18 protein-coding genes are annotated in these 23,365 nt (G+C 67.3%); 14 read left to right on the top strand and 4 right to left on the bottom strand.

Going from position 1 to position 23,365, the window contains the following annotated elements:
* The first annotated feature begins 94 nt into the window (after positions 1-94).
* Entirely contained in the window at positions 95-1,048 is a 954-nt protein-coding gene (locus tag ALI44B_RS04055) for a tyrosine recombinase XerC (protein ID WP_077053412.1), read from the top strand.
* A 35-nt stretch (positions 1,049-1,083) separates the two neighbouring features.
* On the opposite strand, the gene ALI44B_RS15805 is transcribed toward ALI44B_RS04055, so the two are convergent.
* The gene (locus tag ALI44B_RS15805) at positions 1,084-1,785 is read right to left on the bottom strand and encodes a murein hydrolase activator EnvC family protein (RefSeq protein ID WP_179100201.1); all 702 of its coding nucleotides are present in this window, start codon (positions 1,783-1,785) and stop codon (positions 1,084-1,086) included.
* A gap of 304 nt (positions 1,786-2,089) precedes the next feature.
* Between ALI44B_RS15805 and ALI44B_RS04045 the strand changes: the two genes are divergently transcribed.
* From ALI44B_RS04045 to ALI44B_RS04000, 10 genes are all read left to right on the top strand, one after another.
* The gene (locus ALI44B_RS04045; RefSeq protein ID WP_179100200.1) at positions 2,090-3,556 is read left to right on the top strand and encodes a sugar porter family MFS transporter; all 1,467 of its coding nucleotides are present in this window, start codon (positions 2,090-2,092) and stop codon (positions 3,554-3,556) included.
* 223 nt (positions 3,557-3,779) lie between these two features.
* Positions 3,780-4,730: a 30S ribosomal protein S2 gene (gene rpsB, locus ALI44B_RS04040; protein ID WP_077053411.1), complete on the top strand. Its 951-nt coding sequence runs from the start codon at positions 3,780-3,782 to the stop codon at positions 4,728-4,730.
* Between the two features lie 42 nt (positions 4,731-4,772).
* Entirely contained in the window at positions 4,773-5,600 is an 828-nt protein-coding gene (tsf, locus tag ALI44B_RS04035) for a translation elongation factor Ts (RefSeq protein WP_077053410.1), read from the top strand.
* A gap of 119 nt (positions 5,601-5,719) precedes the next feature.
* Positions 5,720-6,436, top strand: coding sequence for a UMP kinase (gene pyrH, locus ALI44B_RS04030; RefSeq protein ID WP_077053409.1), 717 nt, complete (start codon positions 5,720-5,722; stop codon positions 6,434-6,436).
* A 95-nt stretch (positions 6,437-6,531) separates the two neighbouring features.
* The gene (frr, locus tag ALI44B_RS04025; protein WP_077053408.1) at positions 6,532-7,086 is read left to right on the top strand and encodes a ribosome recycling factor; all 555 of its coding nucleotides are present in this window, start codon (positions 6,532-6,534) and stop codon (positions 7,084-7,086) included.
* A gap of 38 nt (positions 7,087-7,124) precedes the next feature.
* Positions 7,125-8,138 carry a phosphatidate cytidylyltransferase gene (locus ALI44B_RS04020; RefSeq protein ID WP_143458967.1) on the top strand — a complete coding sequence of 338 codons (1,014 nt, stop codon included), beginning with the start codon at positions 7,125-7,127 and terminating at the stop codon, positions 8,136-8,138.
* A 54-nt stretch (positions 8,139-8,192) separates the two neighbouring features.
* Complete coding sequence (locus tag ALI44B_RS04015) at positions 8,193-8,738, top strand: DivIVA domain-containing protein (RefSeq protein ID WP_077053407.1); 546 nt, start codon at positions 8,193-8,195, stop codon at positions 8,736-8,738.
* Between the two features lie 186 nt (positions 8,739-8,924).
* Positions 8,925-9,494: an aggregation-promoting factor C-terminal-like domain-containing protein gene (locus ALI44B_RS04010; protein ID WP_238592045.1), complete on the top strand. Its 570-nt coding sequence runs from the start codon at positions 8,925-8,927 to the stop codon at positions 9,492-9,494.
* A gap of 83 nt (positions 9,495-9,577) precedes the next feature.
* Positions 9,578-9,868: an Rv1322 family protein gene (locus ALI44B_RS04005; protein WP_077053406.1), complete on the top strand. Its 291-nt coding sequence runs from the start codon at positions 9,578-9,580 to the stop codon at positions 9,866-9,868.
* 96 nt (positions 9,869-9,964) lie between these two features.
* Entirely contained in the window at positions 9,965-10,687 is a 723-nt protein-coding gene (locus ALI44B_RS04000; RefSeq protein WP_143458965.1) for an alpha/beta hydrolase, read from the top strand.
* Positions 10,688-10,879: 192 nt separating this feature from the next.
* Here ALI44B_RS04000 and ALI44B_RS03995 read toward each other — a convergent pair whose 3' ends face one another.
* Positions 10,880-11,932, bottom strand: coding sequence for an AI-2E family transporter (locus ALI44B_RS03995; RefSeq protein WP_077053405.1), 1,053 nt, complete (start codon positions 11,930-11,932; stop codon positions 10,880-10,882).
* A 244-nt stretch (positions 11,933-12,176) separates the two neighbouring features.
* Between ALI44B_RS03995 and ALI44B_RS03990 the strand changes: the two genes are divergently transcribed.
* Both ALI44B_RS03990 and ALI44B_RS03985 read left to right on the top strand, forming a co-directional pair.
* Positions 12,177-13,970, top strand: coding sequence for a DUF8094 domain-containing protein (locus ALI44B_RS03990; protein ID WP_077053404.1), 1,794 nt, complete (start codon positions 12,177-12,179; stop codon positions 13,968-13,970).
* A 49-nt stretch (positions 13,971-14,019) separates the two neighbouring features.
* Positions 14,020-15,075, top strand: coding sequence for a tetratricopeptide repeat protein (locus ALI44B_RS03985; RefSeq protein WP_077053403.1), 1,056 nt, complete (start codon positions 14,020-14,022; stop codon positions 15,073-15,075).
* Between the two features lie 123 nt (positions 15,076-15,198).
* On the opposite strand, the gene glgB is transcribed toward ALI44B_RS03985, so the two are convergent.
* Together glgB and ALI44B_RS03975 are read right to left on the bottom strand one after the other, a co-directional pair.
* Positions 15,199-17,907, bottom strand: a complete 2,709-nt coding sequence (gene glgB / locus ALI44B_RS03980; protein ID WP_083709508.1) for a 1,4-alpha-glucan branching protein GlgB — start codon at positions 17,905-17,907, stop codon at positions 15,199-15,201.
* Complete coding sequence (locus ALI44B_RS03975; protein ID WP_238592139.1) at positions 17,904-19,853, bottom strand: maltotransferase domain-containing protein; 1,950 nt, start codon at positions 19,851-19,853, stop codon at positions 17,904-17,906. The genes glgB and ALI44B_RS03975 overlap by 4 nt, the downstream gene beginning before the upstream one ends.
* A 703-nt stretch (positions 19,854-20,556) precedes the next feature.
* On the opposite strand from ALI44B_RS03975, the gene glgP reads away from it, so the two are divergent.
* Positions 20,557-23,361 (top strand): alpha-glucan family phosphorylase, encoded by a 2,805-nt coding sequence (gene glgP / locus ALI44B_RS03970; RefSeq protein ID WP_083709506.1) that lies wholly within the window; start codon positions 20,557-20,559, stop codon positions 23,359-23,361.
* The last annotated feature ends 4 nt before the right edge of the window (positions 23,362-23,365 follow it).

The raw sequence follows: 23,365 nt of genomic DNA, 5'->3' as shown, positions 1-23,365 counted from the left end.
GGGCCACCGGTTCGGATTGCATCGATCCGCGTTCAGAGGGCACCCGTCCGGTGTGGCGGGCGCCTTGGGCGTCCGGGCGCGGCATCCTAGAAAGATGCAGATTCGCGAATCGATGGAGCGTTACCTGGCGCACCTGGCCGACGAGAGGCGCCTTTCGCCAGCCACGGTACGCGCCTACGCGTCTGATCTCGAACAGCTGTGCGAATACTGCGAGGAACACGACGCCACCGACGCGTCCGACGTGACCTTGGAACTCGGCCGCGACTGGTTGTGGCACGGATCCCAGCGCGGGTTGAGCGCCACAACTCTCGCGCGCCGGGCCGCCGCCATCCGTGGGTGGTCGAAATGGAACGCCGCCCACATCCCCGAGGCGACGGATGCGAATGCCCGCCTGCGCTCGCCGAAGACGGGGCGGCACCTGCCGCATGTCGTGGCAGCCGGGCAGATGACCGAGCTGGTCGACCTTCTTCGTGGCCGTGCCGACGACGGCGATGCGGTAGCGATACGAGACGTAGCGATCGTCGAACTGCTCTACGCATCGGCGACACGCGTCTCGGAACTCGTGGGCCTCGACATCGACGACGTGGACCTCGACCGGCTCACGGCGCGGGTCACGGGCAAGGGGTCGAAGCAGCGCGTCGTCCCGTTCGGTGTGCCGGCCCAGAACGCCCTCGTCGACTACCTGACGAGGGCGCGGCCCGAGCTGCTGAGCCGATCACAGGATCGGGCGCTTGATTCCCCGAATGCCACGGCGCCCGCCGCCCGCTCGCAACACGCGCTGTTTCTCGGTGCCCGCGGATCGCGCATCGGTGTCAAAGCCGTCTACAACGTCGTGAACCGTCTCCTCGAAACACTGCCCGGCTTCGACACCGGCGGCCCGCACACGCTGAGACACACCGCGGCCACGCACCTGCTCGATGGCGGAGCCGACCTCCGATCGGTCCAAGAAATGCTCGGGCACGCGTCCCTCGGCACCACTCAGATCTACACCCACGTCTCGCTCGAGCGGTTGAAGGACAGCTACCGCGGAGCCCACCCGCGCGCCTAGACGCGCCGCGCATCACGGGCGTTGTCGGACCCTCGTCATCCTGTAGCGAAGTCGCCCAGCGGCACGAGAACGGCTCGCCGCCTCAACAGGAAGTAGGGCTCGGGGTCGACATATTCGCCCTTCACGCGCGCCCCGACGTGAAGACACGCCGCGTCGCAGTGCCCGCCCTCAGAAACCCGACCCACCCATTGACCAGACGTCACGTCGTCGCCCGCCGATACGGACGCCGAGATGGGTTCGATACTCGACACCGTTCCATCGACGTGCCGAATGGACAGAACTCCTCGGTCGACGACCACCCCGGCAAAGAGCACGACGCCCGCGGCGGGTGCAACGACCTCCTCGCCGACCGATGCCGGCAGGTCGATGCCGCGGTGCCCCGCCGAGTATTCGTCGGCCGGGCGTTCGAACGCGCGGCTCACCTCGGCCCGCCCGAGCGGCCACACCCACCGAGCTGCGACGGGAGCTGCCGCCGGATCTACCGCGGGAGCTGCCGCGTGCGCAGCTGCGGGCGTTGTTGGGGTCGCTCCTACGGGCACTGCCTGGTGCGCCGCCGAGTGTGCTGGTGCGGGCGGTTCCGAAGGCTGTACCGCGGGAGCTGCCGAGGTTTCCGCCGAGGGCGCAGCTGCGAGGGATGCTGCGAATGCTGCCGAGGCGGAGTGGGCCGGCTTCTTTGCGGCCGCTTCTTCGAAACCGAACGACAAGACGAAGACGAAGACGAACAGGAACATGAACATGGACAGGCCCGACGTCCCACCCGTGGCGCGCCTCGTGGGCGCGTATACCTCTCCGTCCGCGGTTGCAAGGCCTGTCGACCTCCGACCGGAGGGGATGCGGGGGCGTGCGTATACTTGCTGGGCCATGCTCACCAGCCTGGCCGCGCGAGCAACCGATCGGCTGCCCGCGTCGCGATCTGTGGATGACTTCCGGTCGCGGCGCTTCGGGAGAAACGGTTGTCAGCCAGCACCGACACGACCAGAATGAAGGTCAGTTCGCCGGGCACCCTCGGATGCCGCGAGCTCTGACTGAGGAGGTTACGAAATGTCCAACTCAACCGCGTCGAATCCGGCGCCTCCCAGTCAAGCGCAACTGACCCGCAGGGTCATCGGTCTTGCGATCTCGGCCGCCGTCGGAGGCTTCCTCTTCGGTTTCGACTCATCGGTCGTCAACGGTGCCGTCGATGCCATCCAGGGACAATTCGACCTGAGCTCCGGCGTCACGAGCTTCGCCGTCGCATCCGCCCTGCTCGGTTGTGCTGCCGGCGCTTACGGCGCGGGCCGCCTGGCCGACCGCTGGGGCCGCATCAAGGTCATGCTCTTGGGCGCCGGACTCTTCTTCGTCTCCTCGATCGGCGCCGGTTTCGCCTTCGCCGCCTGGGACCTCGTCATCTGGCGCCTCGTCGGTGGCCTCGGTATCGGCATCGCATCGGTCATCGCGCCCGCCTACATCGCCGAGATCGCGCCGCGCAAGATTCGCGGCCGCCTCGCCTCCCTGCAGCAGCTCGCCATCACCCTCGGCATCTTCGCCGCCCTGCTGAGCGACGCCCTGTTCGCCAACGCCGCGGGTGGCGCGGCCAAAGAGTTCTGGTTCGGGCTCGAGGCCTGGCGCTGGATGTTCCTCGCCTGCGCCATCCCGGCCGTGATCTACGGCATCCTCGCCCTGCGTCTGCCCGAGTCGCCTCGCTACCTCGTGAGCCGCGGCAAAGAAGCCGAAGCCAAGAAGATCTTCGCCACCGTGTGGCCCTCCGACGAGGTCGACCGCGCCATGCGTGAGGCCGAGAAGTCGATCGAAGAAGACCAGATTGCCAAGAAGACCGGAACCCTGAAGGGCAACCGCTTCGGCCTGGCCCCGATCGTGTGGATCGGAATCATCCTCTCGATGCTGCAGCAGCTCGTGGGCATCAACGTCATCTTCTACTACTCCACCACGCTGTGGCAGGCGGTCGGCTTCGACGAGTCGAACTCCTTCACGATCTCGGTCATCACGAGCGTCACCAACGTCGCGGTCACGATCGTCGCCATCCTGCTCGTCGACCGAGTGGGGCGCCGTCCGTTGCTCCTCATCGGCTCGGTCGGCATGACGCTCTCGCTCGCCGCCATGACCTTGGCGTTCAGTCAGGCATCCATCGTCGACGGCAAGCCTGTGCTGGACGACCCGTTCGGCACCATCGCACTCATCGGCGCCAACGTCTTCGTCATCTCGTTCGGCGTGAGCTGGGGCCCGCTCGTCTGGGTGTTGCTCGGCGAGATCTTCCCGACCCGCATTCGCGCCAAGGCGCTCGGTGTTGCGGCGGCGGCCCAGTGGCTGACCAACTTCCTCGTCACGGTCACGTTCCTGCCCCTGTCTCAGGATGTCTCGCTCACCCTCACCTACGGCATCTACGCCCTCTTCGCCCTCCTGTCCTTCTTCTTCGTCTTCTTCAAGATCCCCGAAACGAACGGCATGGAACTGGAACAGGCCGAAACGCTCTTCGTGCGCAAAGACAAGAAGAAGTCAGCCGTTTCCTAGTCCCCGGACTGGTATGCTGATCCGAGCACCTCGCTTGTCGGGGTGACTACGCGTGCCCATTCGGCCACACCATCCATCGGTCATCACCCCCTTCCCGCTTGTTCTTTCGGGCGAAGAAGGGTCGATGCGGATGTCTGTGCCGGGCACCAGGATCAGTGGCCGTCCGGCCACGGATAACAACCGAGTGGCGTTCCACAGGGGCGCCAGAATAGGAGAACGGCTCATGGCCGTCGTAACCATTCGCCAGCTGCTCGACAGCGGCGTGCACTTCGGGCACCAGACCCGCCGTTGGAACCCGAAGATGAAGCGTTTCATCTTCACCGAGCGTTCCGGCATCTACATCATCGACCTGCAGCAGTCGCTCGGCTACATCGACAAGGCCTACGATTTCGTCAAGGAGACCGTCGCCCACGGCGGCACCGTCCTCTTCGTCGGCACCAAGAAGCAGGCTCAGGAGAGCATCGCCGAGCAGGCGACGCGCGTCGGCCAGCCCTACGTCAACCAGCGTTGGCTCGGTGGCCTCCTCACCAACTTCAGCACCGTCTCGAAGCGCCTCGCTCGCATGAAGGAGCTCGAGGAGCTCGACTTCGAAGATTCGTCGAAGTCCGGCTTCACCAAGAAAGAGCTGCTCATCAAGAAGCGCGAGCTCGACAAGCTGCACAAGTCGCTCGGCGGAATCCGCAACCTCACCAAGACGCCTTCGGCTCTGTGGGTTGTCGACACCAAGAAAGAGCACCTCGCGATCGACGAGGCCAAGAAGCTCGGCATCCCCGTCATCGGCATCCTCGACACCAACTGCGACCCCGACGAGGTCACCTACCCGATCCCGGGTAACGACGACGCGATCCGCTCCGTGAGCCTGCTCACGCGCATCATCGCCGACGCCGCCGCCGAGGGCCTCATCCAGCGTCACCAGAAGCCCGAAGCCGGCGAGTCCTCCGCTCCGACCGAGCCCCTCGCCGAGTGGGAGCAGGAGCTGCTCGCCCAGAGCGAAGCCGCGCCGCTGCCCACCGAAGAGAACGACGCCGACGCCGAGGTTGCGGCCAAGAACGAGGCAAAGGAAGACGCCCCGGTCGAGGACCCCAAGACCCCCGAGGCCGACGCCGACACCGAGGCTCGCCTCGAAGCAGAAGCGACCGAGGCTGAGAAGCAGCCCGTCGCCGACGCTGAGTAATTTTCCCTCCTACCAGTTCCTAGAACGAGGAAGCAGATATTAATGGCAAACTTCACTGCCGCTGATGTGAAAGCGCTCCGCGACCGTCTCGGCGCGGGCATGATGGACAGCAAGAACGCACTCGTGGAAGCCGACGGCGACCTCGAGAAGGCTGTCGAGATCCTCCGCCTCAAGGGTGCCAAGTCGAACGCCAAGCGCGCCGACCGCTCCACGAGCGAGGGCCTCGTCGCCGCCAAGCAGAATGGCAACACGACCACGCTCATCGAGCTGGCCTGTGAGACCGACTTCGTGGCAAAGGGTGACAAGTTCATCAACCTGTCCGAGGTCGTCCTCGACGCCGCCGTCGCCGCCGGTGCAACCACCGTCGACGAGGCACTCGCCGCGTCGACCGGTGACAAGACGGTGGCCCAGGCCATCGACGAAGAGTCCGCCATCATCGGCGAAAAGGTGGAACTCCGCCGCCTCGCCGTCGTGACGGGTGACGACTTCGCCGTCTACCTGCACAAGACCTCCAAAGACCTGCCCCCGCAGGTCGGCGTGGTCGTCGGGTACACCGGTTCCGACGCCGACACCGCTCGCAGCATCGCCCAGCACATCGCCTTCGCCGACCCGCAGTACCTGGCTCGCGAAGACGTTCCGGCCGACGCCGTCGAGAAGGAGCGCGAGATCGTCACCGAGATCTCCCGCAACGAAGGCAAGCCCGAGGCAGCCCTGCCCAAGATCGTCGAAGGCCGCCTCGGCGCCTTCTTCAAGCAGGTCGCCCTGCTCGAGCAGGACTACGCGAAAGACAACAAGGTCCAGGTGAAGAAGGTCGTGGCTGACGCCGGCCTCACCATCACCGGCTTCGTTCGTTTCAAGGTCGGGGCCTAATACCCCGAAGGAGCTCGGATTGCATTCACGCAATCCGGGCTCCTTTTTTGTGCGCACACGCCGAGAGCGGCACGCGCACACAGTAGCTTTAGTGAGAATCAGGATGAAAGGGTGCACACATGTCCGACCAGAAGAAGAAGCGCCGGGTACTGCTGAAACTGTCGGGCGAGTCATTCGGTGCAGGCGCACTCGGAGTGAACCCTGACGTCGTCGCATCCATCGCCCAGGAGATCGCCCAGGCGGCCCAAGAGGTCGAGGTGGCCATCGTCGTCGGCGGCGGAAACTTCTTCCGCGGCGCCGAGCTGTCGCAGCGCGGCATGGACCGCGGCCGTGCCGACTACATGGGCATGCTGGGCACCGTCATGAACGCCCTCGCCCTGCAGGACTTCCTCGAGCAGGCCGGCGCCGCCACGCGCGTGCAGTCCGCCATCTCGATGACCCAGGTCGCCGAGCCCTACATCCCGCGCCGCGCCGAACGTCACCTCGAAAAGGGCCGCGTCGTCATCTTCGGTGCCGGGGCGGGCCTTCCCTACTTCTCCACCGACACGGTCGCCGCCCAGCGCGCGCTCGAGATCGGTGCCGACGTCGTGCTCGTGGCCAAGAACGGTGTCGACGGCGTCTACTCCGACGACCCCCGTCAGAACCCCGACGCGCACAAAATCGACCACATCACCTACCAGGAGGCCCTGCAGCGCGGTCTCAAGGTCGTCGACTCCACCGCGTTCAGCCTGTGCATGGACAACAACATGCCCATGCAGGTGTTCGGCATGCAGCCGGCCGGCAACGTGACCGCCGCCATCCTCGGAGCCGGCCTCGGCACCCTGGTCCAGAACTAGCACCACCCACCCGGGCGCCCCGGCGCCACCCGTATGTCGTCATCATCCGTTCACCATAGAATGGTGACGACTGCACGCAACGAGAAGGAGTCCCCGTGATCGCGGATGTTCTGTCAGACACCGGCGCCCGAATGAACAAAGCCGTCGAGGTCGCTAAAGACGATTTCGCCTCGGTTCGCACGGGCCGTGCCAACCCGCAGATGTTCCAGAAGATCCTGGTGAGCTACTACGGCACGCCGACGCCCCTCGAGCAGCTCGCATCGCTGCAGAACCAGGAGGCGCGCACGCTCATTGTCACGCCCTACGACAAGTCGGCGCTGAAAAACATCGAGCAGGCCATCCGCGACACCCCGAACCTGGGTGCCAACCCCACCAACGACGGCACCATCGTGCGCGTCACGCTTCCCGAGCTCACCGAAGAGCGTCGCCGCGAATACGTGAAGATCGTGCGCGGCAAGGGTGAAGACGCCAAGGTGGCCGTGCGCAACATCCGTCGCAAGGGCAAGGACGACCTCGAGGCGCTGAAGAGCGAGGTCGGCGACGACGACGTGGCGCGCGCCGAGAAAGAGCTCGAAGCGCTCACCAAGACCCACATCGACCAGATCGACGACGCGCTGAAGCGCAAGGAAGCGGAGCTCCTCGAGGTCTGACGCCTCGTGGAACACCCGCGTCCGCCCCAGGCGGCGATATGATGACCGATCCACACGAACCCCGCACGGGGAAGGTGCCGCGCGTTGCTGCGCGCAAACGCCTCAGCCGCGACGAACTCCAGTCACAGCTGAAGGCGAAGCGTGCCGAGATCGAGCGGCAGGTGCAGGCGACGCGCGCGCAGATCGACCAGGCCAACGAGCGCATCGAAGCCCGCACCGGGCGCAACCTGGTGCTTGCCATCGGCATCGGCCTGGTTCTCGGGCTGCTGCTGATCTCGAGCCTCATATTCCTCAAATGGGTCTTCGTCATCTTCGCGGCGCTCATCGTCGCGGTCACGACCTTCGAGTTGGTGCAGGCGCTCAACAAGTCGGGGCGCCGGCTCGACGCCATACCCCAGGTCGTCTTCGGCGTGGGCATCGTGGCGTCCGGCTACCTCGGCGACGGCGCCGTGCGGTGGTCAGCGCTGCTCGGGTCGATCGCTGTCGTCGTCGTGTGGCGTCTGCTAGCCCAGATGGCCTCGCAGACGAGCCGGTCCGCGATCGATACCGTCGCCGACCTCGCGACCGGTGCATTCGTGCAGATCTACGTGCCGTTCCTGGCATCCTTCGCTGTCGTCCTTGTGCGGCAAGAAGGCGGTCAGTGGTGGGTGCTCGCGTTCCTCATCCTCGTCGTCTCGGTCGACACCGGGGCCTATGTGGCCGGGCTGAACTTCGGCAAGCATCCGATGGCGCCGCGAATCAGCCCCAAGAAGACCTGGGAAGGCTTCATCGGGGCGGGCATCGCAGCGGTTATCGCGGGTGTACTGCTGGCGATCTTCATGCTGCAGGTCGAGTGGTGGGTCGGAATCATCCTGGGCCTGCTCATCTTGGGCACTGCCACCATGGGTGACCTCACCGAGTCGCTGATCAAACGCGATATGGGTGTCAAAGACATGAGCTCCTGGCTGCCTGGGCATGGCGGCATCCTCGACCGACTCGACTCCATGCTGCCGTCGGCACCCATCGCGCTGGCCGTGTTCCTGATCGTCAACCTGCAGACGCCGCTCGGATGACGCGGGCCACACGCTCCGCGCCGACCCCCGTCCGCGGTAAGGCAGAATAGTCGCGTGACAACGACATTCCCGACGGCCAAGCGTCGCAGCAAAGGGTACGACCAGCGCGAGGTCGACGCCTTCCTCGCCCGGGCCCGCGCGGCCTACGACGCGGACGACGATGGTGGCATGACATCCGATGAGATTCGCCACGTGTCGTTCGGCCTGAAGAAGGGCGGATACTCGACCGCCTATGTCGATGCCGCGCTCGAGCGACTCGAAGACGCGTTCTTCCTGCGCGAACGCGAGCGGGCGTTCGAAGAAGCAGGGAAACGCGAGTGGCTCTCGTCGGCTCGTGAGACCGCGCAGGTCATCCTGAACCGGCTCGCCCGTCCAGACGGCGAACGTTTCTCGCGCGTGAGCTTCCTCTCGAAGGGTTACCGACGGTCAGAGGTCGATGCGCTGGCCGAGCGCCTCATCGCCTACTTCGAAGAGGGAAAACCGGTCAACATCGAGCAGGTCCGCACGGTCGCGTTCTCCGCGCAACGCGGCGGATATCGCGAGTCTCAGGTCGACCTTTTGCTCGACAGCGTGGTCGAAGTGATGCTGGCGGTTCGCTGAGCGGACCCCCCTCGGGTGGCTAATACACGACATCTCGGCTAAAATCGGATGATCGTGGGTAAGCATGTAGTGAATCTTCCAGCATCCAAGCCGACTCGAGGCACTCGAGCGGCGTTCCACAGACCTCGATCCCGGTCGCGAATTGCGCTCTTCGCATTCGCGTTTGCCGCGGCATCCGGGGTCGTCATGGTCAACGTGGTAGACCCGACGGCAGGCGCTATCGCCTCGCCGTACTACCAGCCGGCCGGTCACCGCTTCGACGGAGAGGCCGCTCAGACGGTCGCCGTCGCCGGTAGCTACGAGACGGCGTTCGACCGCGATGGCTACGAGGTCGTCCTGGCTCCCAAGCCGACTCCGACCCCGACGCCGGTCGTCGAGACTCCCGCCACCGGCACGGCCACCAAGAAAGCCGCAACAGGTTCGGGCGTTGCGCCCGTGGCTGCGGCTCCCGACCCGGGTTCGGCCAAGGCCATCGCGCGTGACATGCTCGCCGCGCGCGGCATGGGCGACGACCAGTACTCGTGCCTGGTCTCTCTCTGGAACAAGGAGTCAGGTTGGCGCGTCAACGCGAACAACGGCTCGTCCGGTGCCTACGGCATCCCGCAGGCCCTTCCCGGCAGCAAGATGGCGACGGCCGGTGCCGACTGGCAGACCAACCCGGCCACCCAGATCACCTGGGGTCTCGGCTACATCACGGGCCGCTACGGCAGCCCGTGCGGCGCCTGGGCCCACTCGCAGGCCATGAACTGGTACTAAAGCCTTCCTCAGCAACGCTGCACCACTCACGCAGGGGTCGCATCTTCGGATGCGGCCCCTTCGTTGTTCCCTAGGATGGTTTCATGCCCAGAAGCAACCGGCCCCGCGGGCGCAAACCCTCCAACAACGACGAAGATCTCTCGTATCTCATGTCGGGATGGCGGCGCACCGAGACGCGGCGCGGCCGCGAATGGAACGTGCAGCCGGTGTCGGCCACGCAGGCCGCGAAGGTCTACATCTGCCCCGGGTGTCAGCTCGGCATCCAGATCGGGGTGGCACATCTCGTCGCCTGGCGCGCCGACGGCGTCATGGGCGACGAGGCCGACCTCGCCGCGCGCCGGCACTGGCACCTGCACTGCTGGAACATCGCCTGAGCCGGACCGCGGCGGCGATACCCTCGGCGTGACGGCACCATGCGCGGCATGACGCCGTGCAACACGGAGAACGACAGAACAAGCGACAGGACGAGTATGAGCGACGAGATCGAGATCCGGGGGAGCGTCGAGCTTCCCGCACGGCGGCAAGACGTGGAGCTGCACACCGAGGATGGGCTCACGCTGGTCGGCGAGCTGGCGCTTCCCGAACACGGTGACCCGGTCGCGACGCTCGTGACGCTGCATCCGCTGCCGACCCACGGCGGTTTCATGGATTCGCACATTCTGCGCAAGGCAGCCGCGCGGCTGCCCGCGCTGGCGCAACTGGCCGTGCTGCGGTTCAACACGCGGGGCACCACCTCGCCGCGAGGGACCAGTGATGGCACATTCGAGGAAGGCATCGGCGAAGAAGCGGATGTGCGCGCGGCGATGGACCTGGTCGCGCAGTTCTCGCTGCCGCATCCGTGGCTCGTGGGGTGGTCGTTCGGCACCGAGTTGGCGCTGAAGTACGGCCGACAGCACGATATCGACGGGGCCATCCTGTTGTCGCCGCCGCTGCACCGCGCAACGGCCGAGGAGGTCGCGGCCTGGCACGGCGACCCGCGCACGCTCATCGCTCTCATTCCCGAGTTCGACGAATACCTGCGCCCGGATGCCGCGGCCGAACGTTTTGCGGCCGTTCCCGATATGACTCTCATCCCCGTGACCGGCGGCAAGCACCTCTGGGTCGGCGAGTCTCAGACCCGCACCGTGCTGACCGAGATCGTGCGCGCCGTGAACCCCGAGGCGTTGCCGCTGCCGGCCGTCTGGAACGGCTGACGCCTGACGCCCGCCGGGCTGACGCTTAGCGCCCGCCGGGCGGACGCCTAACCCCCGCCGGGCTGACGCCTAACGCCCGCCGGGCTGACGCCTAACGCCCGCCGGGCTGACGCCTAACGCCCGGCGGGCTGATACCTAACGCCTACCGGGCTAACGCTCAACGCCTGGGGGCGATGGTGAGCTGCGGGGTTCCTACAGCTCGTTCTGGCGCGGGATGAGGACCTGCTTGATGATGAGCAGGATCGACGCGGCGGTCGGGATGGCGATGAGCGCTCCGAGCAGTCCGAGCAGCGAGCCACCGGCCAGGGCGGCGATGACGACGACGGCACCGGGGACGGCGACGGCCCGGCTCATGATGCGGGGGCTCAAGACATACGCCTCGATCTGCATGTAGACGAGGTAGTAGATGGCCGCGGTGATGGCCGTGGTCACGCCGCCGAGGCCCGGGATGAAGCAGACGAGCGTGATGATGATGGAGCCCGTCAGCGTTCCGACGAGCGGGATGAGCGAGAACGAGAACGCCACGACCGCGAGCACGGCCGGGAACGGCGCCTGGATGATCGACAGGAAGATGAACGACAGCACACCGTTGATGGCGGCGGTCGACGCCTGGCCGATGACGTAACGCCCGACCGACGACGTGATCTGCTCGGACAGGTCGGCGAAGTTCGCGCGCTTCGACGCGGGCACCAACTGGTACATGCCGCGCTTCATCGAGGGCAACGAGGCCGTGAAGTAGAGGGTGAGGATGAGGACGATCAGCACGCCGAAGAGCGCCGAACCGACTCCGACGACGAACGCCAGCAGCCCTCCGGTCAGGTTGGCAACGCTGTTCACATCGCTGAAGAACTTGCCGACCTCGCCGATGATGTTGTCGACGGGCACCCAGGGGAACTGCGCCTTGATGTATTCGACAAGACTCAGGTCGCCGATCTGCTGCTGGATGGTCGGAATGAGCTTGACGAGCTTCGTGATCTGCTCGGCGATGATGGGCACGAGCATCCACACGAGGCCCGCGACCAGCGCCAGGACGCCCACGACGACGATGAGCACGGCCGACCAGCGCGGGAAGTGCTTCTTCTCGAGCCATCCGACGATCGGCTCGAGACCGAGGGCGATGAAGAGGGCAGCGCCGATATAGATCAGGATGGTCTGCAGCGAGATGATCGACGTGATGATCAGCAGGCCGAGGCCGACGCCGAGCGTCGCGACCAGGCCGAACCGGAACGGATTCTGAATCTTCATGGGTGCCCCTTCGGCGCGAACGGCCGGAGAGACCCCGGCCGCAATATCGCTTCATCGTAGCGCGCAGCACGCGAGCACCTTGCGCAGGACGGACCCCGTTGCGTCTGCGCCTCCGCTCACTTTCTAGACGCCTCTCAGACTGTGCCGCTAGTCTGGAATGTCTGTGTTCGTCGCCGTCCGCCCGTCACGAACCCCTGTCGACGGGTGCGAGAACCCCCGCAACGGCGACCCAGGAGGAGATTTCGTGCGATTCGTACTCGCTATAGCCGCGTTCGTCGTGGCCGCCGCCATGATCATCACGGGCATCGCTCAGCGCACCGTGTTCCTGGGTCCGCCGACCCAGACGGTCGATGTGAAGGTGTCGGGCGAGCTGCCCTACACGGTCATCGACGGCACAACGCTGAACGCCAACCCCGGTCAGCAGACCGTGACGTTGGCCGGCTCGTCGAAGGCCTACCTGGCCTATGGCCGCACGTCCGATGTGAAGGCCTGGCTGGGGGAGTCGAAGTACAACCTCCTGACCCTCGACGACGAGAAGAAGCTCGTGTCCGACGTCGTGACGCCGAAGCCCGCCGACACGTCGACCGGGTCCAACTCGGGCGATGAGGCATCCGCCGATGCCGATACGGCCTCAGACGTCACCGACCCTGCGGGTTCCGACCTGTGGCTGGGCGAGTTCACCGAAGACCGCGCGCTGATCGCGCCCATGAGCGTGCCCGACGATGTGAGCGTGCTGATTGCTTCGGATGGCTCGGAGCCCGCCCCCTCCACCGTCAAACTGTCGTGGCCGCTCGACAACGCCACGCCGTGGGCCGGCCCGCTGATCGTCGGCGGAATCATCCTGCTGGCCGTCGGCCTCGTGCTCTACCTGCTCGGCCTGCGTCACATGCGCCGCTCGCGCGGTCCCCGCCGCAAGTCGCTGCCGCCCCTCGACGACCAGAAGAAGCTGCCGCGCGCTCCCAAGGCCCGGCGGCCCAAGGCTGCACGCCGCAACGCCCTGATCGCCGTCATCCCCGTCGCCCTCGTCTCGTCGCTGGCCCTAAGCGGTTGCAGTCCGAGCTTCTGGCCGCAGCTGCCGGCCCAGAGCGCCACGCCGACCAGCACCTCGACCGATGCGGCCGCGACGGATGACGGCCAACCCGCCCCCGTCGTCAGCGTGCCGCAGATCGAGCGCATCGTCTCGAAGATCTCGGCCGTGGTCGCCGACGCCGACGAGCAGAAGAGCGCCGACGTTGCAGCGACGCGCCTGACGGGCCCCGCGCTCGACGAGCGCAAGGCGAACTACCAGATCCGTTCGAAGAATGCCGATGCTCAGGCGACCCCCGCGATTCCCGCGTCGCCCATCACGCTGACGCTGCCCCAGGCATCCGACACCTGGCCGCGCACCGTGATGACGGTCATTCAGGATGCCGAGGACACGAGCGTCGCCCCGACGCTGCTCGTCCTGACGCAGGAGACGCCGCGCGCCAACTACCTCATCGACTACTCGGTGCGGCTCGAGCCCCAGGCTCAGATTCCGGATGTCGCGCCCGCCACCATCGGCGCCTCGCAGATTCCGCCGGACTCGAGCTTCCTGCTGATCGCGCCCGACAAGATCGCCGAAGCCTACGCCGACGTGCTCGCCAACGGGGATAGCTCGCAGTACGCCGCCCAGTTTGCGGCCGAGGGCGACACGCTGCGCACACAGGTGTCCGAAGACCGCGAGAAGAAGAAGGCCGACCTGCCCGATACGGCGTCGATCGAATTCGCCACCAAGGCAGGCTCGGGCCCGGCTCTGGCCCTCGCGACGAACGACTCGGGCGCCATCATCGCGGTCAACGTGACCGACTCCGAGACCGTGAAGCCGGTCGAAGAGGGCGCGAGCGTGAAGACATCCGGAGCCGTCGCGGCCCTCAGCGGTCTCACCGAGACGAAGAAGGGTGTCACGAGCACCTACGGCGACCAGTTGCTGTTCTACGTGCCGCCGACCGGCAGCACCGAGAAGATTCGTCTGCTCGGCTTCAGCCAGGGGCTCGTGAGCGCCACCGAACTGCCGTAGGCATCTCACCGCCGTTTACCGTTTGTCATCACTGGAGGATCTGTAAGACATGGCCAATCTCGATGTGAACCCCGCCGCGCTGCGCGGAGCCGTCGACCTGTCGGGGCTCGTCAACCGGGCCAACGCTCAGGCGGCCGCACAGCCCACGGGCGCGACGAATGGTGCTGGGGCTGCCGGGGCAGCTGCCGGGGCGCCCACGAGCGCTGCAGTGCAGGCAGCAGCCGGCCAGCCCGGAGGCGCGGGCGCTGCCGGCGCAGCTGTCGAGCTGCCCGGCCTCGTCTTCGACGGAACCGATCAGAACTTCACCCAGTTCCTCGACCTCTCGTCGCAGGTGCCCGTCATCGTCGACCTGTGGGCCGAGTGGTGCCAGCCGTGCAAGCAGCTGTCGCCCATTCTCGACAAGCTCGTCGCCGAATTCGGCGGCCGGTTCGTGCTCGTCAAGGTCGATGTGGACCAGAACCCGCAGCTGACGCAGGCGTTCCAGGCGCAGTCAATCCCGACGGTCGCGGCCGTCATCGGCGGGCGCCCGTTGCAGCTGTTCCAGGGCGCCATTCCCGAAGCGCAGGTTCGCCAGGTGTTCGAGCAGGTTCTCGAGGCCGCCGCGCAGAGCGGTGTCTCGGGTTCGGTCACGGTCGTGGGTGGGGCCGCCGGTGACACGGATGCCGCAGCCGCCGCCCCCGAGGAACCGCCGCTGCCGCCGCTGCACCAGGAGGCGTACGACGCGATCGATCAGGGCGACTACCCGGCCGCCATCCGCGCCTACGAGAAGGCCATCGCGCAGAACCCCACCGACAAGATGGCGCACGCCGGGCTCGCGCAGGTGAGCCTGCTGCACCGCCTGAACGGCAAGACGCTCGACGAGATCCGCTCGGCCGCCGCGCAGAAGCCCGACGACCTCGGCGCTCAGCTCGACGTCGCCGATCTCGACCTCTCAGGCGGGCATGTCGAGGATGCTTTCGACCGCCTGCTCACGCTCTTCCCCGAGCAGGACGCCGATGGCAAGAACACCGTGCGGGCGCGTTTGCTGCAGTTGTTCGAGGTCGTCGGGCTCGACGACCCTCGCGTCGCCATCGCGCGAGGACGCCTCACCAACCTGCTGTTCTAGACGCTCCGCTGTTCGAGACGCTCGCAACGAACGCGGACGAGACGGTCTGGACTGACGCAAGAGAAACGGCCGGGAGAAGGATTCACATCCTCTCCCGGCCGTTTCCGTGTCTGATGGGTCTCGCTATCCGCGGTACTTGAGCCAGACCGCGCCAAGGGGCGGCAGAGACATCGATGCCGACGCGCTGCGGCCGGCCCACGGGTCGTTCGTCGCCGTCACGGTGCCCATGTTGCCAACGCCCGAGCCGCCGAACGCCGCGGCATCCGTGTTGAGGATCTCGTCCCACTCGCCCGCGAAGGGCAGGCCCGTGCGGTAGTCGTGGTGAGGCGAACCCGAGAAGTTGACGAAGACGGCGATGGCGCTGCCATCCTCGGCCCAGCGGATGAAGGAGATCACCGAGCGTTCGGCATCGCCGCCGTCGAGCCACTCGAAGCCCTGGTGCGACGCGTCCAGCTCCCAGAGGGCCGGGTTGGCGACGTAGGCCTTGTTGAGCTGTGACACGAGGTCGAAGAGGCCCTGGTGGCTGGGCTGGTCGAGGGTCCACCAGTCGAGCCCGCGGCCCTCTGACCATTCGGACTGCTGCCCGAACTCCTGGCCCATGAAGAGCAACTGCTTGCCGGGGTGTGCCCACATGAAGGCCAGGTAGGCGCGCATGTTCGCGAGCTTCTGCCAGTGGTCACCGGGCATCTTGCTGAAGAGCGAACCCTTGCCGTGCACGACCTCGTCGTGGCTGATCGGCAGGAGGAAGTTCTCACTGAACGCGTAGACGAGCGAGAACGTGAGCTCGTTGTGGTGGTAGGAGCGGTAGAGCGGGTCCTCCTGGACGTACTGCAACGAGTCGTGCATCCATCCCATGTTCCACTTGTAGCCGAAGCCGAGGCCGCCTTCGCTCGTGGCCTTGGTGACGCCGGGCCAGCTGGTCGACTCCTCGGCGATCACGACGACGCCGGGGTTGCGCTTGTAGGCCGTAGCGTTCGCCTCCTGGAGGAACGAGATCGCCTCGAGGTGTTCGCGGCCGCCGTACTGGTTCGGCAGCCACTCGCCCTCGTTGCGCGAATAGTCGAGGTAGAGCATGGAGGCGACGGCGTCGACGCGCAGGCCGTCGACGTGGAACTCCTCAAGCCAGTAGAGCGCGTTGGCGACGAGGAAGTTCTTGACCTGGCGCTGGCCGAAGTCGAAGACGAGCGTGCCCCAGTCCTTTTGTTCGCCGCGGCGAGGGTCCGGGTGCTCGTAGAGTGGTTGGCCGTCGAAGTTCGCCAGCGCCCAGGCATCCTTGGGGAAGTGGCCGGGAACCCAGTCGAGCAGCACGCCGATGCCGGCGCCGTGCAGTCGGTCGATGAGGTAGCGCAGGTCGTCGGCGTTGCCGAAACGGCTGGTGGGGGCGTAATAACCCGTCACCTGGTAGCCCCATGAGCCGCCGAACGGATGCTCGGCCAGCGGCATGAATTCGACGTGGGTGTAGCCGAGGGCGAGCACGTAATCGATGAGCGGTTCGGCGAGTTCGCGGTAGCCGAGACCCGGACGCCACGAACCCACGTGCATCTCGTAGACGCTCATGGGGCGGCGGTGAACCTCGGTGGTGGCGCGCTGCTCGAGCCACGCGGCATCCTGCCATTCGTGCGTCGACGGCGGCGCGACGATGGAGGCGGTGCCGGGGGACTGTTCGGAGAAACGCGCCATAGGGTCGGCCTTGCGGTGCCAAACGTTGTCCTGGCCGAGGAGGTCGAACTTGTAGAGCGCGTCGGCTTCGAGGCCGGGCACGAAGATTTCCCACACGCCCGTCGAACCCATGTTGCGAAGCGCGTGGCCCGTGCCATCCCAGCCGTTGAAGTCGCCGACGACGCGCGCGGCCTGGGCATGGGGAGCCCACACCGAGAAGCTGACGCCCGAGATGCCGCCGTGCGTCCGCACGTGGGCGCCGAGGGCGGTCCAGAGTTCTTCGTGGCGGCCCTCACCGATGAGGTGCAGGTCGAGTTCGCCGATGGTCGGGGCGAAACGGTAAGGGTCGTCGGCGATCCACGGGGGACCGTCTTCGTAGGTGGCCTCGACGGTGTAGTCGACGGGGTCGCCGTCGAAGACGCCCTGCCAGATGCCGGCGTGGGCGTGCTCGAGCGCGACGGTGCCGCCCGGCGCGAGGTGCGCGGTGACCGATTCGGCCAGGGGGCGTCGGGCGCGGATGACCGTGCGGCCGCCGCCCAGCGGGTGGATGCCGAGAACGCTGTGGGGGGAGTAGTAGCGGCCCTCGGCGACGGCTTCGAGGATCCACTCGTCTACCGTCGGGTCGGCAGGGGTCGCCTCGGCGGGCTGAACGTCGGAAGAGTCATGGGCGGGAGCCGATGCCGCCGCTGCGTCGTCGGGCGAGCCGGGGGAGGAGGCGCCCTCGGCGGATACGTCTCCATCGGTAGACGATGCGTCCGTGGCCGCGGCGGTCTCCGTGTCGGTCGCGGTGCCCGTCGCCGGGACGACCTCGGGGGCGGCGGCGCTGTCGCCGGTCGCGGCCTCGGTCTCGGTGCCGGGAACGTCGATCACGACATCCGCCGTGTCGCCGTCGAACTGGCTGACCTGGGCCGGAAGTTCTTCCTCGACCTCGTCGGCGTGCGCCTCGGCTTCCGGCGAGATCGTCTCGGGGTCACGGTCCTGGCCGGCGTATTCGCCGAAGGGCTCCGCGTGGTGCGCGTGCTCCACGCCGGGTGCCTCGGAGACGGGCGTGGATGCGTCGGGCTTCTCGTTCTGTTCGGTCACAGGTTCCTCAGCCTTCGGTGCGGGTGTCGATGCGGTCTCGTCGGGCTCGTCGGCCGACTTCTTGGACCAGGGGAAACGGGGAGGGGTCATGGGCGGATCTCCTTCGCCTCGAAGATGTGCACCGGGTGCGAGAACGCATCCAGTCGCACGTAGTTGTGGTCCCCCCACGTGTAGGTCTCGCCGGTCACCAGATCGGTGACCTCGTAGGCCGCGCCCTGCGGAATGCCGAATGCCGTCGTGTCGAGGTGCACCGTGGTCTCGCGGACCGAGTGCGGGTCGACGTTGGCGACGACGAGGATGCGGTCGCTCGTGCCGCTTTCGGTGAAAGCGCCGTCGAGGAACTTGCTGTAGACGAGGATGCTGTCGTCATCGCTCGCGTGCAACGTCAGGTTGCGCAGCTGCTGCAGGGCGGGGTGCTCGCGGCGGATCTTGTTGAGCAGCCCGAGGAAGAGCCCGAGCGATGCGCCGGCCTGTTCGGCGGCCGCGAAGTCGCGCGGCTTGTATTCGTACTTCTCGTTGTCGATGTTCTCTTCGGCGCCCGGGCGGGCCACGTTCTCGAACAGCTCGAAACCGGAGTAGACGCCCCAGACGGGTGCGGCCGTCGCGGCGAGGGCTGCACGGATCGTGTAGGCGCTCGGCCCACCGAATTGCAGGTACTCGGTGAGGATATCGGGCGTGTTGACGAAGAGGTTCGGGCGCAGGAAGTCGCTCGTCTCGTGCGAGATGCTCTGGAAGAACTCCTCGAGCTCCTCCTTCGTGTTGCGCCACGTGAAGTAGCTGTAGCTCTGCTGGAAGCCCACCTTGGCGAGCCCCTGCAGCATGGCGGGGCGCGTGAACGCCTCGGCGAGGAACACGACGTCGGGGTGCGTCTGGCGCACCTCGTGCATGATCCACTCCCAGAAGTCGAGCGGTTTGGTGTGCGGGTTGTCGACGCGGAAGATGTGCACACCCAGGTCGATCCAGTGCCGCAGCACGCGCAGCGCCTCCTGGCGGATGCCCTCGGGGTCGTTGTCGAAGTTGATCGGGTAGATGTCCTGATACTTCTTCGGCGGGTTCTCGGCGTAGGCAATGGTGCCGTCGGGCAGAGTGGTGAACCATTCGGGATGCTCGGTCACCCACGGGTGGTCGGGCGATGCCTGCAGCGCGAAGTCGAGGGCGACCTCGATGCCGTGCTTCTGCGCCTCGGCGACGAAGAACTGGAAGTCTTCGACGGTGCCGAGGTCGGGGTGGATGGCGTCGTGTCCGCCCTCGGCCGAGCCGATGGCCCACGGCGATCCGGGGTCGTGCGGCCCCGGGTTCATGGTGTTGTTCGGCCCCTTGCGGAAGGCATGGCCGATGGGATGGATGGGCGGCAGGTAGAGCACGTCGAATCCCATGGCCGCCACACCTTCGAGGCGTCGGGCCGCGGTGCGGAACGTGCCGGACTGCCAGGAGCCGTCGGCGTTCTTGATGGCGCCCTCGGAGCGCGGGAAGAACTCGTACCAGGAGCCGACGCCGGCACGGCGGCGCTCGACGCGCAGCGTGCGCTCGTCGGAGAAGCTTTCGAGCGAGGCGAGCGGGATGTCGGCGAGAAGGGCCGACACGGTCTCGTCACTGATGACGGCGGCGCGCTCGTCGATCGAGCGTTCGTCGTCGAGCAGCGTGCGGGCGGCCGCGGACAGGCGCGCTCGCGCATCCTCTGAGCGTTCGGGCTGGTCGGCCGCGAGGGCCGCGAGTCCGGCGCCGATCTGGAACATGAGCTCGACATCGATGCCGGCGGGCACCTTGATCTCGGCGGCGTGCTGCCACGTGGCCCAGTCGTCGGCGAAGGCGCGCACGCGGAAGGTGTAGTCGCCCTCGACATCCACGCGGACGAGGCCTTCCCAGCGGTCGAGCCCGGGGGCTCCGGGAGACAGGCGGTGAGCCGTCGTGGTGCCCGACGGATCGGTGAGGAGCAGCTGCGTGCCGATGAGGTCGTGGCCCTCGCGGAAGGCGGTGGCGCCGAATTCGACGACCTCGCCGACGACGGCCTTGGCCGGCCACAGGTGGTCGGGCAGCGCGGGGGTGATGTCGAGCACGGGGATGCGCCCGATGACGGGGCGGAAGTCGCTGCCGGCCTGACGGGCCGCATCGGTCGCCGGGGTGTCGGCGGTCTTGTCGGCGCCCAGCGAGAGGTCGAGCGCGGCCGCACCGGCTGTCGCCGAGGCGCCGGCGGTCGAACCGCTCGTCGGCAGGTCGCCACCCGAAGCCTCGGCCGGAACGTCGTCGGTGCCGGGCTGGGTCGGCGCTGCGGCTGCGGCCGGGGTGCCGGCGTCGGTGACGGCGGCGGGAGCCGTTGTGTCCTCGAGGCTCGGCGCGTCGGGCGTGTGTGAGGCGGCCGTCGCGGGCGGCGTCGGCGGCGACGGCTCCACGATCGGGGTTTCGACGGCATCCGCCGCGCCCGGTTTCACTGAGCCAGCGTTCGCTGTGCCAGCGTTCACTGCACCGGGGTTCACTGCGCCAGCGTTCACTGCGCCGGGGCTCACTGCCCCCGGGTTTGTCACGATCCCGTCGGCCGCGGCCGCTTGGGGCGACGAAGCCTTCTTGGTGGTCTTCGCCGGTGTCCGACGTCGGTTGCCTTTTTCTGCTGCCACGAGAGCCGCTCCCCTTACCGTTGGTCCTTGTCCGACCGTACCGGAGTCGGGCTGGCTCTGTGAGGGGTTGTATCGTCCGGGCACAGCATCTAAGAGGGAGTTCACACCACCGGTTTATGCTGAGCGGGTGAAGGCGATCAGACGATTTACCGTGCGGCCCGTGCTCCCTCCCGCTCTCGACGCGCTCGGCGTGCTCGCCTCGAACCTGCGGTGGAGTTGGCACGAGCCGACGAAGCGCCTGTTCCGCGAGATGAGCGCCGAGTTGTGGGAGTCCACGGGGCACGATCCGGTGGCACTGCTGGGCGCCATCGGGGCCGACCGTTTGCGCCAATTGGCCGATGATCGCGGCTTCGTCGAGTGGGCTAACGGGCTGCGCTCCGACCTCGAGGTCTACCTGCGGGAGCCGCGCTGGTATCAGTCGCTCGGTGACGACGCGCCGACATCCATCGCATATTTTTCACCGGAATTCGGCATCGCGGCGTCGTTGCCACAGTATTCGGGTGGCCTCGGCATTCTGGCGGGTGACCACCTGAAGGCTGCCTCAGACCTCGGCGTGCCCCTCGTAGCCGTCGGCCTGTTCTATCGGGCCGGTTATTTCGCGCAGTCGCTGTCGGCCGACGGCTGGCAGAAGGAGAGCTACCCGGTTCTCGATGCGGATGGCCTGCCCATCCAGTTGCTGCGAAACGCCGATGCCACCCCGGTGGTCGTCACCCTGGCGATGCCCGACGGCGGGGCTTTGTCGGCCCGCGTGTGGCGCGCCGAGGTGGGGCGCGTGCCGCTCCTCTTGCTCGACACCGATATCCCTGAGAACACGGTCGAATACCGTGCCGTCACCGATCGCCTGTATGGCGGCGACACCGAGCACCGGCTGCGCCAGGAACTTCTTCTCGGCATCGGGGGAGTTCGAGCGGTCGAATACTGGTGCGATCTGTCGGATGTCGCGTTCCCGACGGTCTTCCACACCAACGAGGGTCACGCGGGGTTCCTCGGCCTCGAACGCATCTCGTCGCTCATCGGCCAGGGCCTCTCTTTCGCCGAGGCGCTCGAGGTCGTGCGGGCCGGCACGGTCTTCACGACGCACACCCCGGTTCCCGCGGGCATCGACCGCTTCGACCGCGGGCTCGTCGCGCGCTATCTCGACGGCGGCGACCTGCTTCCGGGCGTCGACCCGGGCGATGCGCTCACGCTAGGGGCCGAGCCGACAGACGGGGGTGACGCCGGTGCGGGAGGCGACGCATCCGCGTTCAACATGGCGTTCATGGGTTTGCGGCTGGCCCAGCGCGCCAACGGCGTGTCCGAGCTGCACGGCGATGTGTCGCGCGGCATGTTCCAAAAGCTGTGGCCCGGTTTCGAGCAGGCCGACGTGCCCATCGGGTCGATCACGAACGGCGTGCACGCCGCGACCTGGACGGATTCGCGGCTCGTGCGGCTCGCCGAGGAGCGTTTCGGCACGACCGACACGACGAGCGTCGACTGGCAGTCCGAGGCCCTCTCCGACGAGGACCTGTGGCGCGTGCGCCGCAAGATGAAACAGGCGCTCGTATCGGATGCCCGCGAGCGTGAACGCGCCCTGTGGCTGGAGCAGAATCGCGGCGGCATCACGCCGGACTGGATCGACCGCGTGCTCGACCCCGACGTCTTGACCATCGGCTTCGCGCGCCGCGTGCCCACCTACAAGCGACTGACGCTCATGTTGCACGATCAGGAGCGCCTGACGCGCATCCTGACCGACCCCGACCGGCCGGTCCAGATCGTCGTCGCCGGCAAATCGCATCCGCACGACGAAGACGGCAAGCGTCTCATTCAGAAGCTCGTCGAGTTCGCGCAGCAGCCGGCCGTGCGCGGACGCATCGTGTTCCTCACCAACTACGACATCCGCATGGCCCAGGTGCTCTACCCGGGCACGGATGTGTGGCTGAACAACCCGCTCCGCCCGCTCGAGGCCTGCGGCACCTCGGGCATGAAGGCGGCCATGAATGGTTCGCTCAACCTGTCCATCCTCGACGGCTGGTGGAACGAGTACTTCGACGGCGTCAACGGCTGGGCGATTCCCACGGCTCCGGGCGAGGGGGCCAGCGAGGAGCGGGACCTGTTCGAGGCCAACGCGCTCTACGAGCTGCTCGAGACGCGCGTGGTGCCCGAGTTCTACGACCGCGGCGACGACGGTGTGCCGAGGGCCTGGATGTCGCGCGTGCGGCATTCGCTCGCCCACCTGTCGCCCGAGCTCAGCGCCGAGCGCATGGTGCGGGAGTACGTCGAGAACCTCTACGTTCCCGCCGCGCGTTCGCGAGCTACCCTCGCGCCCGAGAACTCCCGCCCGGCCCGCGAGTTGGCCGCCTGGAAGCAGCGCGTGCGCGGCGCCTGGCCGGGCGTCGCGGTCGCCCACGTCGAATCGGGGGGACTCGAGCACGTGCCGCAGGTGGACGACGTCCTGCGCCTGCGCGCCCGCATCCTCACGGCGGGTCTGTCGCCGGATGAACTGAGCGTGCAGGTCGTCTACGGCGCCGCCTCGTTCGACGGAGAACTGACCTCGACGCGCATCGCCGAGCTGCGACCCGCCGGCGGCGCGAACGCGGGCACCGACGCGGACGCGCCGGCGGATGGATCGCACGAGACGATCTTCGAGGGTGAGGTCCGGCTCGTGCACTCGGGCGGGTTCGGCTACACCGTGCGGGTCTTGCCCCGGCATCCGCTCCTCGCGGCACCCGCCGAGCTCGGGCTCATCGCTCACCCCGACGACAGCCACGGCGTCGCGACGGCCGAGGCGCTCGGGCGCGTTCCGTCGTTGCTCGGCGAGACGTCGCTGCCGACGGCGCCCGGGCACGGTGACGACGACCACGACACCCACATGAACCGCGCCGGCGAGGACGGTCGTGCCGTCGGCGACGTCGCCCAAAGCGACGGCGAAGACACCGAGCGCGCGGAGGACTGACCCG

Origin of the sequence: Leifsonia sp. ALI-44-B, assembly GCF_001984125.1 — a bacterium.
Lineage (GTDB): Bacteria > Actinomycetota > Actinomycetes > Actinomycetales > Microbacteriaceae > Okibacterium.
Note: the sequence above shows the minus strand (reverse complement) of the source record. Positions and strands in the feature narration are given on the sequence as shown.